This window comes from Streptomyces sp. NPDC050508, assembly GCF_040655155.1.
GTDB lineage: Bacteria > Actinomycetota > Actinomycetes > Streptomycetales > Streptomycetaceae > Streptomyces.
Map to the genome: position 1 here is coordinate 131,932 of NZ_JBFAJJ010000010.1, position 16,786 is coordinate 148,717.

The following is a 16,786-nucleotide window of genomic DNA, read 5'->3' on the forward strand; positions in this document are numbered from 1 at the left end:
TCTCCTGGTGATCCGCCACCTATGCTCTCAGCTCGTACAGGGTGCCGAGGGTCTGGTGAGCGAGGGTGGGGCCGCGATGACGGAACAGAGGGTGCGCTGGGGAGTCCTGGCGACCGGCGGGATCGCCGCCGCGTTCACGGCGGCGCTGGTCGACCTGCCCGACGCCGAGGTGGTCGCGGTGGCCTCGCGGACGGAGTCCTCGGCGAAGGCGTTCGCGGAACGCTTCGGGATCGAGCGGGCCTACGGCGACTGGGACGCGCTGGCGAACGACGCGGACATCGATGTCGTCTACGTCGCCACCCCGCACTCGGCGCACCGCGCGGCGGCCGGTCTCTGCCTGGAGGCCGGACGGAACGTGCTCGTCGAGAAGGCCTTCACCCTGAACTCCCGCGAGGCCGCGGAACTGGTGACCCTGGCCCGCGAGCGCGGCAGCTTCCTCATGGAGGCCATGTGGATGTACTGCAATCCCCTGGTACGGCGGCTGAAGTCGCTCGTCGACGACGGTGCGATCGGTGAAGTCCGCACCGTCCAGGCCGACTTCGGGCTCGCGGGGCCCTTCCCGCCCGCGCACCGGTTGCGTGATCCGGCGCAGGGCGGGGGTGCGCTGCTGGACCTCGGGGTGTACCCGGTGTCGTTCGCGCATCTGCTGCTCGGTGAGCCCGCCGACATCAAGGCTTCGGCCGTGCTCTCGCCCGAGGGTGCCGACCTCCAGACGGCGGCCCTGTTCTCCTGGGACAACGGTGCGCTGGCCGCGCTGCACTGCTCGATCGTCGGCGGTACGGGGACCTCGGCGTCGGTGACGGGTTCGCTGGGCCGGATCGACATCCCGGACGGCTTCTTCCACCCGGAGCGGTTCGTGCTGCACCGGGACGGCCGTGATCCCGAGGAGTTCGTGCTCGACCCGGCCGACGGGCCCCGCAACACGCTGCGGCACGAGGCGTCGGAGGTGATGCGGGCGCTGCGGGCCGGTGAGACCGAGTCGCCGTTGGTGCCGCTGGAGGGCACCCTCGCGGTGATGCGGACGCTGGACGCGGTGCGGGAGCGGATCGGGGTGCGGTATCCGCAGGAAGGGTGACTCGTAGGCTGCGGCCATGAACGCTGAGGAATCGTCGAAGATCGCCGTGGTGACCGGCGCGGGCTCCGGCATCGGCCGCGCGGTCGCCGTGGAACTGCTGCGCGCGGGCTGGTCGGTGGCACTGGCCGGCCGCCGCACCGGGACGCTGGAGGAGACGGCCGCGCTGGTGCCCGAGGGCGCCTCCCTCGCCGTAGCGACCGATGTGGCGCGGCCGGAGGATGTGGACGCGCTGTTCGCGGCGGCCGTGGAGCGGTTCGGGCGGGTGGATCTGCTGTTCAACAACGCGGGGATCAACGGGCCGCGCGAGGTGCCGGTCGAGGAGTTGCCGTACGACGCGTGGCGGCAGGTGGTGGACACCAACCTCAACGGGGCGTTCCTCTGTGCGCAGGCGGCGTACCGGCAGATGAAGGAGCAGGCGCCGCAGGGCGGGCGGATCATCAACAACGGGTCGATCTCCGCGCATACGCCTCGGCCGCACTCCGTGGCCTACACGGCGACCAAGCACGCGCTGACGGGGCTCACCAAGTCGCTGTCGCTGGACGGGCGGCCGTACTCGATCGCGGTCGGGCAGATCGACATCGGGAACGCGGCCACCGACATGACGCGGCGGATGGAGGCCGGGGCGCTGCAGGCCAACGGGGTGGTAACCCCGGAACCGGTGATGGATGTCGCCGATGTGGCGCGCACTGTGCGGCACATGGCGGAGCTGCCGCTGGGGGCGAACGTGCAGTTCGCGACGGTGTTGGCGACCGCGATGCCGTACGTGGGCCGTGGCTAAGTCGATTTGCACAAGCGGAATTTGACCGTCCATACCATTGCGGCCGGTTGCTGACCTATGCTCAACTCTTCTCCACCAAAGCTTCACACTTGGAGCACAGGGCTTCCGCAGTACTGGAGCCCTGGGTTCCCGCAGGCCAATCCGAGGGGGGAGAGGCGACAGTCGTTCCACGGCCCGGGTGGGGGTGGATCTCGCGTGGGACCGCGAGGTACGCACCGGGCCGTGGGGCGGCTGTCGCGTCACATCAACTCCCGTCCCCCTCCTGGGACTTGGCCGCCGCTACGGCCGCCCGCCGCCTGCGCAGCGCGAACGCGCCGCCCGCGAGCAACGCGACCGTTCCGGCCGCGCCCTCCAGCAGCCGCCAGGGCGAGGGACCGTCCGACGAGGAAGCGGCGGCTCCGGTGGCTCCCTCCGCCCCCTTGGCACCCTTCCCCGACGGCGTAGGGCTCGCGGTCGCCCCGCCCTCGCTCAGCGGATCGACCAGCGTGCCCACCGCCCGGGCCGAACTCCCCCTGCCGAAGCCCCAGTCGAGCAGTGCCTCGGTCTCCTTGTAGACCTCGTTGCCGCCGTTGGCGGGGTGCATCACGGTGACCAGCAGGGTGCGGCCGTCGCGGGTGGCGGCGCCGGTGAAGGTGTTGCCGGCGTGGCTGGTGTAGCCGTTCTTGACGCCGATCATGCCCCGGTACGTGCCCAGGCCGTAGGCGCCGGTGAGCAGGCGGTCGGTGTTCTGGATCTGGAAGGTCTTCTTGCCGCCGGCCGGGAAGTTCGCGGTCCGGGTCGAGCAGTACGAGCTGAAGTCGTCGTCGTGCAGCCCGTGCCGGGCGAAGAGCGTGAGGTCGTACGCCGACGACACCTGCCCGGGGTGGTCGAAGCCGTCCGGGCTCACCACATGCGTGTCCAGGGCCTGGAGGTCCTTCGCCCTGGCCTGCATCTCGGCGACCGTCTTCGCGATCCCGCCGTTCATGTGGGCCAGGACGTGCACGGCGTCGTTGCCGGAGCGCAGGAAGACGCCCTGCCACAGCTGGTGGACGGTGTAGGTGATGCCGGGCTTGACGCCGACCATGCTGGAGCCGGAGGGAACGTCGGCCAGGTCGGCGTCGGTCACCCGGTAGGTCCGGGTCCGCTCGAACTTCCCCAGCACGGTGTCGGCGAACAGCATCTTCAGCGTGGACGCGGGCGCGAGGCGCTGGTGCGCGCGGTACGAGGCGAGCACCTCACCGGTCTTGTGGTCGGCGAGGAGCCAGGAACGGGCGGTGAGCTTCTTGGGCAGACCGGCGGCACTGCCCACCTGGATCCCGTCGCGGGCCAGACGCTCACCGCCTATCACGGTGGCAGCGGACGCGGGGGTGGCCGCCGCCACGGGAAGAGCGGCGGCGGTCAGGCCGAGAGCGGCACGCCGGGTGAGCCGAGAGGAATCGCGCATCCCGGGACCGTACAAAATCGGGGCGGGCCCGTGCACGGCGGGGGTGGCGAGAAGAAGCCGGCGCGAAGGCTCGGGAACCCATGTCAGCAGGCCATTGAACAGGGGTTTCCTGGCAGGAGGCCCTCCACAGCTTAGGAATGAGCTGTCTGACCCAATTCTGATTTCGGGCCTGTTTTTCTCAGGCCAGACACATCCTTTACTCAGGTCGACTCAAAGGTTCCTCCATAGCTTGTGGCCGCGCCCACAGCGGGCGCCAAGAACCTTTGGGGAACGGGATGTTTGGCATCTATCTCAAGCGCGAGCTGAGCCGGCGCAAGAAGGCGGCCCTGGTCATCGCCATGGGTCTGGCGCTCGGAATCGCGCTGGTCATCACCGTCAACTCGGTGTCGGCCGGCATGAATCAGGCTCAGGACAAGGTCCTCAAGTCTCTTTACGGTCTCGGAACTGACATGACCGTGACCAAAGCGCAATCGGCTCCCAAGGCCGGCAGCTCGCAGGGTCCCAGCTTCAAGTTCGGCGCCACCTCTTCCAGCAGCAGCTCGCAGAGCTCGGACCGGGTGAATACGCAGGGTGGTCAGGCCCTCGCGTCCTCCCTGGTCACCAAGGTCGCCTCGCAGAAGGGCGTATCCACCGCGGTCGGCGCGCTCACGCTGAACGTCACCAAGGTCGACGGCTCCTTCACCCAGGGCAAGGCGAAGTCCTCCACCAGCTCCGGTTCCTCCTCCTCGCAGCAGGGCGGCCCCGGCGGCGGCACCAACAGCGGTGGCACCAGCACCGGTCAGCCCCAGGTGCAGGGCGGCGGCGCCAACTTCAACGTGAACTCGTACTCGGTCGCGGGTATCGACGTCACCAACCAGACGCTGGGCCCGCTGTCCACGTCGAAGATCACCACCGGCAAGACGTTCACGACCGCGCAGACCAACGCGAAGGTCGCCGTCGTCAGCAAGTCGTACGCCAAGACGAAGAAGTACAAGGTCGGTTCGACCTTCAAGATCTCCAGCACCAAGTTCACGGTCATCGGCATCGCGACGCCCAACAGCAGCGAGTCCACGATCGACGTGTACGTGCCGCTGAAGCAGGCGCAGACGCTGGGCGACTCGAAGAACAAGGTCACCACGATCTACGTCAAGGCGACCGACTCCAAGCAGATCTCGACCGTCAAGTCGACGATCCAGAAGAACATCTCGGGTACGACGGTCACCACCTCCGCCGACCTCGCGTCCACGGTCTCCGGTTCGCTGTCCACCGCCTCCAACCTGGCGACCAGCGTCGGCAAGTGGCTGTCCATCGCGGTCCTGATCGCCGCGTTCCTCGTCGCCGCGCTGCTCACCTCCTCGGCGGTGTCCCGCCGGGTGCGTGAGTTCGGCACGCTGAAGGCGCTCGGCTGGCCGAGCCGCAAGGTGACCCGGCAGGTCGTCGGCGAGTCCATGGTCAACGGTCTGATCGGCGGCGGTCTCGGTATCGCGCTGGGCCTCCTGGCGGCCTACACGGTCACCGCGATCAGCCCCAAGCTGACCGCACAGCTCGGCTCCACCTCCACCGGCGGTGGCGGCATGGGCGGCGGCCCCGGCGGCGGCCAGGGCGGTCCCGGCCAGCAGGCCACCTCCAACACCCTGGAGATCGCCCTGAACGCGCCGGTCTCGCTCACCACGATCGCCCTCGCGGTGGGCCTGGCCGTCACCGGCGGTCTGATCGCCGGCGCGATGGGCGGCTGGCGTGCGTCGCGGATGCGTCCGGCGGACGCGCTGCGCAGCGTGTCGTAGACCGACCGCACCCCCTGATCCGGGGCGCCGCCACCGATCCCCCCGGGCGGCGGCGCCCCGCCCCTCTTCTTCACAGACGTTCTTCACGACGGAGATCCCATGTACAAGCTCACCGGCGTCACCAAGCGCTACACGCGGGGCAAGGAGACGGTCGAGGCGCTGCGCGGCGTCGACCTCACGATCGAGGACGGCGACCAGCTCGTCATCCAGGGCCCCACCGGCGGCGGCAAGTCGACGCTGCTCCAGATGATCGGCGGCCTGGACCGCCCCTCCGAGGGCAGTGTCGAGCTGGACGGCGTCAACCTCGCCACCATCAGCGAGGCCAAGCTGACCCGGCTGCGGGCCGAGAAGATCGGCATCATCTTCCAGTCCTTCAACCTCATCCCGACGCTCACCGCGCAGGAGAACGTCGAGACGGCCCTGGTCCCGCTCGGCGTCAAGCCGGCGGAACGCCGCGAGCGGGCGGCGGAGGCGCTGAGCTCGGTCGGTCTCGGCGACCGCCTGAAGCACGCCCCGTCCGAACTCTCCGGCGGCCAGCAGCAGCGCGTCGCCATCGCCCGCGCGCTGGTCAAGAAGCCGAAGGTGCTGCTCGCCGACGAGCCCACCGGCAACCTCGACGAGGGCACCCGCGACGACATCATGGGCCTGCTCGAAGGCCTCTGGCACGAGTACGGGCTGACCTTCATCATGGTCACCCACGACTCGTCGATCGCCCGCCGCGCCCCGCGCCTGGCCACCATCAAGGCCGGCCAGATCACCCTCACCGAACAGGGCCGCGGCAACGGCCAGTTCGCACCCCAGCAGGGCAACACCGGTCAGCAGCAGTACGCGCAGTACGGCAACCAGGGTCACTGAGCCGGGCCCGCGACAACCGGGCTGTCGCGCCCGTCAGCGGGCCGAGTCGGCTAGGTACATCCGAAAAGTGTGACACTTTTGCGGAAAGTGTCACACTTTTTCGGCTAGGTACCCCCCGTCGGGCCGCTCACCTCCCGAGCACCTCGTCGACCTCCGCCAACTGCCCCGCCGTAAGCGGCCCCTTCGCCATCGCGCCCGCGTTCTGCTCGGCCTGTGTGACCGAGCGGAAGCCCGGGATCGGGATGGTGCGGGGGCTGCGGGCCCACAGCCAGGCGAGGGCGCCCTGGGCGGGGGTGCGGCCGTCGGACGTGAGGATCTCGCGCAGGGCGTCGACGCGGGCGACCCAGTCCTCGTCCGCGCCGGCGCCCTGCTTGAAGCCCTGCATCCAGGCCGGGGGCGTGTTGCGGATGTCCCCGGCCTCCAACGCCCGCCCCACGGCCTGCTTTCCGGTGAGCAGGCCCATCGCGAGCGGGCTGCGGTTGATACTGGCCAGGCCCAACTCCTCGCACAGGGCGAACATTTCCGGCGCGTCCTGGAACACGTTCGCCGCGTGCTGCACGGCCGCGCAGTGCTCCCCCTCGGCGAACACGGCGGCGCGAGCGGGGTCGTCGGTGCTCCAGGCGTAGGCGCGGATCAGCCCCTCCCGCACGAACTCCTCGCACTGCTCCCGGAGTTGGGCGGCCCGCTCCAAGTCGGCGTCGGACAGGTGCAGTTGGTACAGGTCGACGTGGTCGGTGTCCAAGCGCTTCAGCGACGCGGTGAGCGCCCTGCGGGCGTACTCCGGGGAGTCGTCGGCGCCGGTGAGGGTGCGGGTGTCCTCATCGAAGACGTTGCCCCACTTGGTGGCGAGGACCACGTCGTCCCGGCGCTTGCCCAGCGCGCGGCCGAGGACGCGTTCGCTGTGCCCCGCGCCATAGGTGTCGGCGGTGTCGAAGAACGTGACGCCGAGATCGAGGGCGCGCCGAACGGCCCGTACGGACTCCTCGTCGTCGACCTTGCCCCAGCCGAGCGGCTGCCCGCTCGCGTCCTGCCACTCACCGCCGATCGCCCAGCAGCCGAAGCCGAGAGCGCTCACGTCGATGCCGCTGCGTCCGAGAGTCCTGATGTTCGTCTCCATGCCTGCGAACGCTAGGAGTTGGAGTGCACACGAAGGCAAGGGTTTTTACGTCGGTCGGGCCTGCCCGGTACCTCTACGCCTGCCCGGTCTCGAAGCGGGCGATCCTGCCGTCGTCGCCGACCGTGAAACTCCACCGGGTACGCATCTCGCCCCACGCGTCGTTGGAGTAGCGGGCGACGAGGGCACGGCCGCCGTCGGACTCCCGGTCGACCTGCATGTGGCCGTGGGAGGAGAAGATCTCCCGGTCGATCCACTCGGCGAGGTCACGGTCGGAGCCGTCGTCCGCCATCGTCGCGCCCGGCGCGAGCAGCGCCAGGAAGGCGTCGCGGTCATGGGCGTTGACGGCGCTGACGAACGCCCGGACGGCCGGATCGCTGAGTTTGGCTGGCTGAATCGTCATGCCGGTCAGACTCACATCGTTCCCGGGCCCCCGCCACCCGAACGGCGGCCTGCGCAGGCCCGCCCCAGGCCGGGGGTGCGACGGTGGGAGGACCGTTCCCGCCGCCTGTTCAGGGAGTCACCGTGACCTGCTACGACCGACAAGATCTGGGCCTGCTGCTGCTCCGCCTGGGTACCGGCGGAGTGCTGGCCGCGCACGGCTCGCAGAAGCTGTTCGGCTGGTTCGGCGGGGGCGGGATCGAGGGCACCGCCGCGGCCATGGAGGCGATGGGCTACTCCCCCGGCAAGCAGAGCGCCACGATGGCGGGCCTCGCGGAGGCGGGCGGCGGCGCGCTCCTCGCGCTGGGCCTGGCGACCCCGGCGGCGGGCGCGGCGGCGGCCGGCGCGATGGCGGGAGCCACCGCCGTACACGCGCCCAACGGCTTCTTCGCGGCGGGCGGCGGCTACGAGTACGCGGCCTCCCTCGCCCTGACCGCCGCCGGCCTCGCGGTCACGGGCCCGGGCCGCCTCTCCCTGGACCACGCGCTCGGCCACGCGGTGAACCGGGGCTGGATGGTCCCGGCGGCGCTCGCGGTGACGGGGGCGGCGACGGCCGTGGTGATCGGCCTGCGGAACAGGCGGGTGCGGGAGGCGGCGGAGTTCGGGCAGGAGACGTTGTTCGACGAGTAGGGCGTCGAGCAGGGCGAGGAGTCGGGCAACGAGCCGGCCCGTGATGGCAGGCTGGGTCCATGAGTGATCAGAAGGACCGGCCCGCCGACCTCTGGGCCGGCATCGACGACCTGTGGGCCTGGCTGGAAACCGACCAGCCCCTCGGCGGCCGTGAAGGCATGCTCCTGCGCATGCTGAAGCTGTCCGAGGAGGTCGGTGAGGTCGCCGAGGCGGTGATCGGGGCGACCGGCCAGAACCCGCGCAAGGGCGTCACCCACACCTGGGACGACGTACAGGGCGAGTTGTGCGACGTCGTGATCACCGCGCTGGTGGCGCTGCGCACGCTGACCCCCGACACGCAGGAGGTCTTCACCCGCCACCTGGCCCGGGTCATGGAACGCTCCCTCGGCCCGTCCGCCGTTGTTCACCCCGAAGACCTGCCCGCGCCGCGCGGAGTTGGTGAGATCCGCTGACCCTTCTCGTCGACACCGAGCCGACGAAGGGGTCCCAGTGCAGGACTACGTTTTCCCCAGGTCACGCCAGACGGTCGCCGTGGCGGGCACCTGCCTCGCCCTCGCGGCCCTGGGCCTCGGCCTCAACGGCCAGGCGCACGCGGCGAGTTACGGCACACCGACCATCTCCCTGTCGGCCACCTACCTTTCGGGCGCGGTGGGCGGAGTCGGTGACCCGACCGTGCAGGTGACGATCGCCCAGAGCGGCGCGGACGTGGGCGCGTTGACCGTTGCCGCGAGCAAGAGCAGCAAGACGTCCGTGGCGCCGACGAGCGCGGTGACCGTCACCGGCACCGGCGCCACCCGCCAACTCGCCGTCGCGGCAGCCGCGCAGGGCTACACCGACCTGACGGTGAAGGTCACGGGCCTGGGCGGCAAGACGGCCACGAAGACCCTGCACTACGCGGCCTCGACCTCCGTCCAACAGCCCACCGACACGCGCTACTTCACCGGCTCCAGCGACGCCTCCGCCGCGGTCGACGTGGGCGGGGGCTACGTCGTCGTAGCCGATGACGAGTCCAACGTCCTTCGCCTGTACGACCGTTCGACCTCCGGCGCGCCGGTGAAGACCTGGGACTTCAGCGACGACATCGGCGTCGACAAGGAGATCGACATCGAGGGCGGGGCGCGCGTCGGCGACACGATCTACTGGACCGGCTCGCTCGGCAACAACAAGGACGGCGAGTACAAGGCGGCCCGCAACACGGTCTTCACCACCAAGGTGACCGGCACTGGCGTGAACACGACGCTCTCCTACGGCAGTTCGTACGGCAAGCTGCGCGACGACCTGGTGGCGTGGGACGAGGCGAACGGGAACCGGTACGGCTTCGCGGCGGGTACCGCGGACGGTCAAGTGCCCAAGGAGATCGACGGGTTCAACGTGGAGGGGCTGGAGTTCGCGCCCGGCTCGACGAGCACGGCGTACGTCGGTTTCCGCGCGCCGCTCGCCCCGGCGGTGGCGGGCGGCAAGGCGCTGCTGGTGCCGGTGACCAACATCGACAAGGTCGTCGCGAACGGCACCGCCGCCACCTTCGGCACGCCGATCGAGCTGGACCTCGGCGGTCTGTCGGTGCGCGACATCCGCAAGAACGCGGCGAACCAGTACCTGATCGTCGCCGGTTCCTGGGCCGCCGACGACAACTCCGACCCGTACGCCCTCTACTCCTGGACCGGCAACGCGGCCGACAGCCCGGTCAAGCTGCGCGACCTGCCGACCACCGACCCGGGCGCCTGGGAGGCAGTCGTCGACGTACCGGACCTGACGGCCTCGGGCGCCCGCGCCCAGCTGATCACGGACGACGGCTCGGCCGACCTGTACGGCGACGGCACCGAGGCGAAGGACCTGTCGTACCCGGAGTGGCAGAAGTCGCGGTCGACCTGGTTCACGGTCACCGGCTGACGACGGCTGACGCGCGCCCTGCCGGGAGGCCGGGCGCGCGTCACCCTGGCACCCTGGTTCCCGACAACACCGTCGAGGACGAAAGCCGAGTCATGACCACCGAGAAACTCACCGTAGGCGTCCTGGGCACCGGCATCATGGGCGCCGCGATGGCCCGCAACCTCGCCCGCGCCGGCCACACCGTCCACGCCTGGAACCGCACCCGCGCCAAGGCCGACCCCCTCTCCGCCGACGGCGCGCACGTCACCGACACGGCGGCGGAGGCCGTACGCGACGCGGACGTGATCCTCACGATGCTCTACGACGGTGACGCCGTACTCGATGTGATGCGCGAGGCCGCGCCCGTCCTGCGGCCCGGCGCAGCGTGGGTCCAGTCGACGACCTCGGGCCTCGAATCGCTGGGCGAACTGGCCGAGTTCGCGAACCGGCACGACCTGGTCTTCTACGACGCCCCCGTCCTCGGCACCCGCCAGCCCGCCGAAGCCGGTCAACTCACGGTCCTGGCAGCGGGCCCGGAGAGCGGCCGTAAGACGGTGACCCCGGTCTTCGACGCGGTCGGCGCCCGCACGATGTGGGTCGGCGAGGACGGCGCGGCGGCCACCGCGACCCGCCTGAAGCTGGTGGCCAACAGCTGGGTACTGGCCGTGACGAACGCGGCGGGCGAGGCACTGGCATTGTCCAAGGCGCTGGACGTGAACCCACAGAGCTTCCTCGACCTCATCGCCGGCGGCCCCCTCGACATGGGCTACCTGCACGCCAAGTCCGCCGCCATCCTCAACGACCAGCTGACTCCGGCGAGTTTCGCGGTCACGACGGCGGAGAAGGACGCCCGCCTGATCGTGCAGGCCGGCGCGGCCCACGGCGTCCGGCTCGACGTGGCGGCGGCGGGCGCGGAACGGTTCGCCCGGGCGGCGGCGCAGGGGCACGGGGACGAGGACATGGCGGCGGCGTATTTCGCGAGCTTCGACGAGGGGGCCGGGGCGGACACCGAGGTGAAGCCGACCGACTGACGGTCCAACGAGCGGGTGAGGGACGGGCGTTGGCGGTCCCGGGCATGGCACGATGGCCGCCGTGTCCGGTCAGGTCTGGGTGTCCCTCACTTCGTTCGGCGGCGTGGCTCTCGGGGGCGTGCTGTCCTTCCTCGTCCAGTTCACCACCCAGCGGTCGGCCGAACGGGCCCAACAGCAGCGGCAGCGAACGGAGTTGGCCGAGTCCCGTCGCGCGGAACGGCTCGCTCTGCTGGAGCGGTTCGTCGAGGTCGCGGCGGAGGCGGAGCGCATGGCCTTCACCCGGCCGCGGGAGTAGGACGAGACGACCCCGTGGAACCTCAAGGCCCACGACGTCATGAACCGGCTCTGAGCGTCCTGATCCGGCCTTGATCCCGTCACCGTACGGACACAGCGGACACACAGGAGAAACCGCGCGTACGGCCTGACCTGTCTCCCCCGTCGAAATGCCGGCATGTCCGGTCGCACGAACGGAACTCGGGGGACGTCATGCAGAAGAACAGCATCCGCAGGGTCATGGTGGCGGTGGCCGCGCTGTCGGCGGCGATGGTGATGACGGCGTGCCAGCCGGGCGACTCGGAGAGCGGGTCCGACGGGTCCTCCGACGCGCCGACCGCGACCGCCTCCCCCATCTCCTCCGGGTCCACGGGAACGTCCGGGTCCACAGGATCGACCGGCTCCACCGGCTCGACCGGCTCCACCGGCTCCACCGGCTCGACCGGATCGACCGGATCGACCGGATCGACCGGAACCGCGGTGAAGACCTGCGCGGCGACGGCCCTGAAGGCCACCGCCTATCAGGCCGCCGATCGCCCTTCCGGTACCGGAACCGGAGCGGCGATCGTCCGGTTCACCAACACCTCGACCAAGCCCTGCACCCTCCAGGGCCACCCCACCGTCGCCGGTGCGGCGAACGGTTCCCCGGAGCTCAACGTCCCCCTCCAGGTCACCCCCGTCGGCTCCGCCTCCCCCGTGAAGCTCGCCCCCGGCGGCAACGCCTGGCTGAAGCTGACCTTCGTCCAGGTGCAGGGCGAAGGGGACGGTTACTGCAAGTCCGGTTCGGCGCCGGTGATCTACCCGACGATGGTGATCGGTCTGCCGGGCGCCGGGGCACACCAAGTCGCCCTGGACGACGGGCAGTTCGCGGAGTGTGACGGCACGCTGACCGCGACGGCCGTATCGGCGGCGAAGCCTTCCTGACCGTAGGGCTGGCCGATCGTACGGCTATGCCGACGCCTCCGCCGCCAGCCCCCGCATGACGTGTTCGAGCAGGGCGAGCAGCACCGTCTTCACCGACTCCTTGTCGCGGGCGTCGCACAGCACGAGCGGTATGTCGGGGGCGAGGTCGAGGGCGGCGCGGATCTCCTCGGGGTCCTCCTCGCAGCGGCCGTTGAAGCAGTTGACGCCCACGGCGAAGGGGATGCCGCGGTGCTCGAAGAAGTCGACGGAGGGGAAGCAGTTCTCCAGTCGCCGGGTGTCGGCGAGGACGACCGCGCCGAGCGCGCCGCGGGACAGGTCGTCCCACATGAACCAGAAGCGGTCCTGCCCCGGAGCTCCGAAGAGGTAGACCACGAGGGCCGAACTGAGCGTGATCCGGCCGAAGTCCATGGCGACCGTCGTCGTGGTCTTCTGCTCCACCCCGGCCAGGTTGTCGATGCCGACGCTGGCCTCGGTGATGAGTTCCTCGGTACGCAGGGGCGTGGTCTCGCTGATCGCGCCGACGAGGGTGGTCTTGCCGACGCCGAAGCCGCCCGCGACGAGGATCTTGGCCGTCGCGGCGTTGGGCGCCACCGTGGTGGCACGGCGGTCAGATTCTGCGTATGCCATCGATCACTGCCTGGAGGAAACGGGCGTCGGGGGTACCGGCCGCGGCGGGCGGGGAGACGGAGACGAGTTCGTTGTCCAGGAGGTCATCGAGCAACACCCGTATGACCGCGACGGGTTGATCGAGCCGGGCGGCAACCTCCACCAGCGCGGTCGGAGTACGGCACAGCGCGAGCAGCCGGTTCTGTTCGGGCTGCAGCCGCTGGTCGCGGGTCGGTGGCCGGACGGTGCTGATCAGGGTGATCAGTTCGATGCCGGAGTGGGCGGTCGGGGTCCGGCCGCCGGTCACCGTGTACGGGCGGACGAGCAGCGCGGGATCTTCGTCCGCCCAGGGATCTTCCTCGGACCAATGTCTCATTCATGCTCACCCGCGAAGGGCACGCCGCTGTACTCCGGGAACCGCGGGGCCGCGCTGAGGAACTGCCCCACCTGTCGTACGACCATGGTCATCTCGTAGCCGACGTTGCCCACGTCCACCTGCGAGGTGGCGAGTACGGCGAGCCGGGCGCCGCCGCCGGCGGTGGTGACGAAGAGGAAGAGATCGTCCATCTCGATGACGGTCTGCTGCACGCGCCCGCCGCCGAAGTGCCGGCTGGTGCCCAGCGCCAGCGAGTGAACACCCGAGGAAATGGCGGCGAGTTGCTCGGCGTCGTCCTGCGCGAGCCGTTCGGAGGAGCCGACGAGCAGTCCGTCCTCCGACAGGACGATGGCGTGCAGGGTCTCGGGGATCCGCTCGATCAGGTTGTCCAGCAGCCAGGCCAGTCCGCCGTGCGTGGTGTTGGGCGCAGTCATGGGTTGTTCCTTGTCGGACGGGGACGGGTGGGCAGCTGACGCCGCTCGGGCGGGGCTGTGGGCCAGGAGGGGGCGGGGGCTTCTTCTCGCGGTTGCCGCGGCCGGGGGGCGTCTCCACGCAGCGACGAGGGCCAGGCGGGCGCGGGCACCTCTTCCTCCGCGCGGGCCCGACGCGTACCGTCCCGCAACGCGGCCAGCATCGAACGGGCCTGCTCCGGCCGCCGCTCGGCCTCCCGCCCCGAAGTGCGATCGCCGTCCGCGTCCTCGGGCCGTGTCCGCAACTGCGGCGCGAGATGCGCCTGCCGCACGCGCCGCGGGAGCCGGCCGGAACCGGAGCCGCCGACGCGGGGCGTTGCGGGAGAAGCGGCAGCCGGGTGGCCGTCCGAGGGGGATCCGGACGTACCGGAGGTTCGGGCATGCGGGAAAGGCACGGCCCCACGAGGGCTGGCGGAGGATCCGGCCCCGCGGGTGCCTGCGAAGGGGCCCCCTGCACGGGGGTCGCCAGAGGAGCCGACCGCACGGAAGTCCGCCGAGGACTCGGCCGGGCGGGCGTCCGAGAAGGACTCGGCCGCACGAGAACCCGGGGCGGGACCAGCCGCACGGAAGTCCGCAGACGGTCCGGCCTCGCGGAAGTCCGCCGAGGCCCCGCCCTCGTGGGAGTCCGCGAAGGGTGTCGTGTCGCCGGGACCCGCCGAAGGCCCGGCCGCGCGCGGCGACGCGGCGGCGGAGTCGGCTGCCTGCCGTGCCGCTGAGCCGGAAGGCGACTGGGCGTGCGGTGTGGGGCGAGTGCGGACACGCATCGGCATACCACCGGCCGTCACCCCGCCGCGTCCCGAACCGGCGACCGGCCCGGTGGTCGCCCCGGCGGCCGAGCCCACGCCCGAGCCACTACTGCCCGACCGGGTCCCTGAACCCTGCCCCGAACCCGTCGCCAGACCGGTTACCGAGCCCGGGCCAGTCACCAGCCCCGGCCCTGAATGTGTCCCCGTCCCCGACCCCGAGCCGGTTTCCATCCCCGTCATCGACCCCGTCGCCAACCCCGCAACCGAAGCCAGATGCCGTTCCGCCCGCGCGTCCAGCGTCGGCGGCACGGCATCCACCGCTGATTCCGTGAGGGCGTGCGGCAGTACGACGACGGCCAGTGACCCGCCGTACGACGAGGCCTGCAGGCTCGCCGTGATGCCGTGGCGTTGTGCGAGGTGGCCGACGGTGAAGAGGCCCAGGCGCGGGTCCTCGCCGAGTGTGGTGAAGCTGAAGTCCTTGGGGTGGTGCAGGAGTTCGTTCGCGGCCGTGTACTCGTCCGACGTCAGGCCCAGTCCCCGGTCCTCCACCTCGACGGCGTATCCCTGCGCCACCGGCAGTGCCCGGACGCGCACTTCGGTGTGCGGCGGGGAGAACGTCACGCCGTTCTCGATGAGTTCGGCCATGAGGTGGATGGCGTCGCCGACCGCCGGTCCCAACACCGCGATCGGCGGCAGGGGTTCGACGACGACCCGGGTGTAGCCCTCGATCTCGGACACCGCGCTGCGCAGCAGGTCCGCGAGCAGCACCGGCTGCTTCCAGCGGCGCCGCGGGGCCGCGCCGGACAGCACGGTGAGGCTCTCCGCGTTGCGCCGCATCCGGGTGGCGAGGTGGTCGACCCGGTAAAGATCGGCGAGGAGTTGGGGATCCTGCTCCTTGCGTTCCATGGAGTCGATCACCGTGAGCTGACGGTGCACCAGGAGCTGGATACGGCGGGACATGTTGTGGAACACCAGCCGCGCGCCCTCGCGCAGCGAGGCCTGCTCCAGCGCGACGCTCACGGCGGTCCGCTGGGCGCTGTTGAAGGCGTCCGCGACCTTGCCCAACTCGTCGGTGCCGTAGTCGAGTTCGGGCAGGTCGTCGAGTTCGGCCCGTTTGCCCTGGGTGCGCAGCCGGGTGATCAGTTCGGGCAGCCGTTCCTCGGCCAGTTCGAGCGTCGCCGCGCGCAGGCCGGACATCCGGCCGATGAGGGACCGGGTGATGCGCCAGGACAGGATGGCCACGGCGAGGACGGCCACCAGTGCGAGGGCGCTGCCGAGCATGGCCTTGACGAGCACCTGGTGGGTCCGGTCCGCGGAGTCCTGGGTGACCTTGCCCAGGAACTGGCCCTCCACGGCCTGTACCGCGCCGGACACGCGCCCTGGGGCGGCGGCGCGGGCGGCCGGGACGGAGGCCACGGAGATCGTGCCGTCGTGTCCGGCGGACGCCGCGGCGACGGTCTTCTCGAAGTCCGTCATGGCGGCCCAGTCCCGGCCGTCCATCGTCTTGCCCAGCTCGGCGGCCAGCGCCGAGGGCAGGTAGGGCTGCACCTCGTTGGACAGCACGGAGACCCGGACGGCCTGGGCTGCCGCCAGCGCCGACCGCTCCTGGACGCTCAACTTCCTTGACGCGGCGGTTCCGTTGAGGATCGCCTCCTCCTGCGACAGGGCTTCCGCCCCGCGCAGGAACGCCAGGGCGTGGCCGGCGTCGGCCGCGGTGGCCGCGTCGCCGCTGTCGGTGCTGAGCATCCCGAAGAGGTTCAGCGCCGAGGACACGGCGTCGGAGTAGGCGGTGTAGGCCTGCTGCCGGGTGGCCTTCCCGTCGTCGACCGCGGTCCGTTCGGTGGTCAGCCCGGTGAGCCGTTTCCGTACGGTCGCCAACTGGGCCTGGTACTGGGCCGTTCCGGCCCCGGCGGAGGCGGCGTCCGCCTTGCGGAACCCGGCGAGTGCGGCGTCCGTCCGACGCCGCTGCGCCTGCAGGGCGGCGGGGCTGCCGTGCGAGGCCAACAGGCTGACCGTCAGCTGCCGTTCCTTCTGGAACTCGCCGACGGCCGGTTGCAGGGCGTACGTGGTCTTCGCCGCCTGCCCGACGTCGTTGGACTTGCGCCACTGGTCGAAGAGCGCGTACGAACCACTGACCCACAGCAGGACCATCGCCGTCGCCGGCACCACCGCGAGCGTGATGAGCGAGGCACGGATACTGCGCCCCCGCCCGGCCCTTGCTCCCGCTTCCTCCGGCGCGGACGTACCCCGATGTCGGCTCACCTCGCCCACCGGCACCCGACGGCACGGCAGAGAAGAGGAGCTGCGGTGAAGAACTGCGACACCGGCGTTTTCCTTTCCGGGGTGGCGCGCGACGTATCGAAACGGGCCGGCAGACACGTCAACACGCCTGCACACACTGGGGAGTTGACG

At 70.9% G+C, this 16,786-nt stretch carries 16 protein-coding genes and 1 pseudogene; 10 read left to right on the forward strand and 7 right to left on the reverse strand.

Annotation, left to right across the window (positions count from 1 at the left end; all coding sequences use genetic code 11):
• The first annotated feature begins 76 nt into the window (after positions 1 to 76).
• Together AB0I69_RS27785 and AB0I69_RS27790 are read left to right on the forward strand one after the other, a co-directional pair.
• Entirely contained in the window at positions 77 to 1,075 is a 999-nt protein-coding gene (locus AB0I69_RS27785; protein ID WP_363098425.1) for a Gfo/Idh/MocA family oxidoreductase, read from the forward strand.
• Between the two features lie 16 nt (positions 1,076 to 1,091).
• Positions 1,092 to 1,853: an SDR family oxidoreductase gene (locus tag AB0I69_RS27790; RefSeq protein WP_363098426.1), complete on the forward strand. Its 762-nt coding sequence runs from the start codon at positions 1,092 to 1,094 to the stop codon at positions 1,851 to 1,853.
• Between the two features lie 244 nt (positions 1,854 to 2,097).
• Here the strand turns inward: AB0I69_RS27790 and AB0I69_RS27795 are convergent, their stop codons facing one another.
• Positions 2,098 to 3,276 (reverse strand): D-alanyl-D-alanine carboxypeptidase, encoded by a 1,179-nt coding sequence (locus tag AB0I69_RS27795; RefSeq protein ID WP_363098427.1) that lies wholly within the window; start codon positions 3,274 to 3,276, stop codon positions 2,098 to 2,100.
• A gap of 275 nt (positions 3,277 to 3,551) precedes the next feature.
• Between AB0I69_RS27795 and AB0I69_RS27800 the strand changes: the two genes are divergently transcribed.
• Together AB0I69_RS27800 and AB0I69_RS27805 are read left to right on the forward strand one after the other, a co-directional pair.
• Positions 3,552 to 5,039, forward strand: a complete 1,488-nt coding sequence (locus AB0I69_RS27800) for an ABC transporter permease (protein ID WP_363098428.1) — start codon at positions 3,552 to 3,554, stop codon at positions 5,037 to 5,039.
• A 99-nt stretch (positions 5,040 to 5,138) separates the two neighbouring features.
• On the forward strand, positions 5,139 to 5,894 hold the full coding sequence (locus AB0I69_RS27805; RefSeq protein WP_363098429.1) for an ABC transporter ATP-binding protein: 756 nt from the start codon (positions 5,139 to 5,141) through the stop codon (positions 5,892 to 5,894).
• Positions 5,895 to 6,021: 127 nt separating this feature from the next.
• Here the strand turns inward: AB0I69_RS27805 and AB0I69_RS27810 are convergent, their stop codons facing one another.
• Both AB0I69_RS27810 and AB0I69_RS27815 read right to left on the reverse strand, forming a co-directional pair.
• A complete protein-coding gene (locus AB0I69_RS27810; RefSeq protein WP_363098430.1) occupies positions 6,022 to 7,011 on the reverse strand; it encodes an aldo/keto reductase in 990 nt (329 codons plus the stop codon).
• 73 nt (positions 7,012 to 7,084) lie between these two features.
• Complete coding sequence (locus tag AB0I69_RS27815; protein WP_363098431.1) at positions 7,085 to 7,411, reverse strand: nuclear transport factor 2 family protein; 327 nt, start codon at positions 7,409 to 7,411, stop codon at positions 7,085 to 7,087.
• Between the two features lie 122 nt (positions 7,412 to 7,533).
• On the opposite strand from AB0I69_RS27815, the gene AB0I69_RS27820 reads away from it, so the two are divergent.
• From AB0I69_RS27820 to AB0I69_RS27845, 6 genes and pseudogenes are all read left to right on the forward strand, one after another.
• On the forward strand, positions 7,534 to 8,079 hold the full coding sequence (locus AB0I69_RS27820; protein ID WP_363098432.1) for a DoxX family membrane protein: 546 nt from the start codon (positions 7,534 to 7,536) through the stop codon (positions 8,077 to 8,079).
• Positions 8,080 to 8,138: 59 nt separating this feature from the next.
• Entirely contained in the window at positions 8,139 to 8,531 is a 393-nt protein-coding gene (locus AB0I69_RS27825) for a MazG-like family protein (protein WP_363098433.1), read from the forward strand.
• A 79-nt stretch (positions 8,532 to 8,610) separates the two neighbouring features.
• A complete protein-coding gene (locus AB0I69_RS27830) occupies positions 8,611 to 9,969 on the forward strand; it encodes a hypothetical protein (RefSeq protein WP_363098627.1) in 1,359 nt (452 codons plus the stop codon).
• Positions 9,970 to 10,061: 92 nt separating this feature from the next.
• A complete protein-coding gene (locus tag AB0I69_RS27835; RefSeq protein ID WP_363098434.1) occupies positions 10,062 to 10,979 on the forward strand; it encodes an NAD(P)-dependent oxidoreductase in 918 nt (305 codons plus the stop codon).
• A gap of 52 nt (positions 10,980 to 11,031) precedes the next feature.
• A pseudogene (locus tag AB0I69_RS27840) lies at positions 11,032 to 11,271 on the forward strand (hypothetical protein); the annotation flags it as partial.
• A gap of 194 nt (positions 11,272 to 11,465) precedes the next feature.
• Positions 11,466 to 12,176, forward strand: coding sequence for a DUF4232 domain-containing protein (locus AB0I69_RS27845; RefSeq protein WP_363098435.1), 711 nt, complete (start codon positions 11,466 to 11,468; stop codon positions 12,174 to 12,176).
• A gap of 24 nt (positions 12,177 to 12,200) precedes the next feature.
• Here the strand turns inward: AB0I69_RS27845 and AB0I69_RS27850 are convergent, their stop codons facing one another.
• From AB0I69_RS27850 to AB0I69_RS27865, 4 genes are read right to left on the reverse strand one after another with little or no spacing between them, the layout of a single operon-like run.
• The gene (locus AB0I69_RS27850) at positions 12,201 to 12,803 is read right to left on the reverse strand and encodes an ATP/GTP-binding protein (protein WP_363098436.1); all 603 of its coding nucleotides are present in this window, start codon (positions 12,801 to 12,803) and stop codon (positions 12,201 to 12,203) included.
• Positions 12,784 to 13,158, reverse strand: a complete 375-nt coding sequence (locus AB0I69_RS27855) for a DUF742 domain-containing protein (RefSeq protein ID WP_363098437.1) — start codon at positions 13,156 to 13,158, stop codon at positions 12,784 to 12,786. The genes AB0I69_RS27850 and AB0I69_RS27855 overlap by 20 nt, the downstream gene beginning before the upstream one ends.
• A complete protein-coding gene (locus AB0I69_RS27860) occupies positions 13,155 to 13,592 on the reverse strand; it encodes a roadblock/LC7 domain-containing protein (RefSeq protein ID WP_363098438.1) in 438 nt (145 codons plus the stop codon). The genes AB0I69_RS27855 and AB0I69_RS27860 overlap by 4 nt, the downstream gene beginning before the upstream one ends.
• The gene (locus AB0I69_RS27865) at positions 13,589 to 16,636 is read right to left on the reverse strand and encodes a nitrate- and nitrite sensing domain-containing protein (RefSeq protein WP_363098439.1); all 3,048 of its coding nucleotides are present in this window, start codon (positions 16,634 to 16,636) and stop codon (positions 13,589 to 13,591) included. The genes AB0I69_RS27860 and AB0I69_RS27865 overlap by 4 nt, the downstream gene beginning before the upstream one ends.
• Between the last annotated feature and the right edge of the window lie 150 nt (positions 16,637 to 16,786).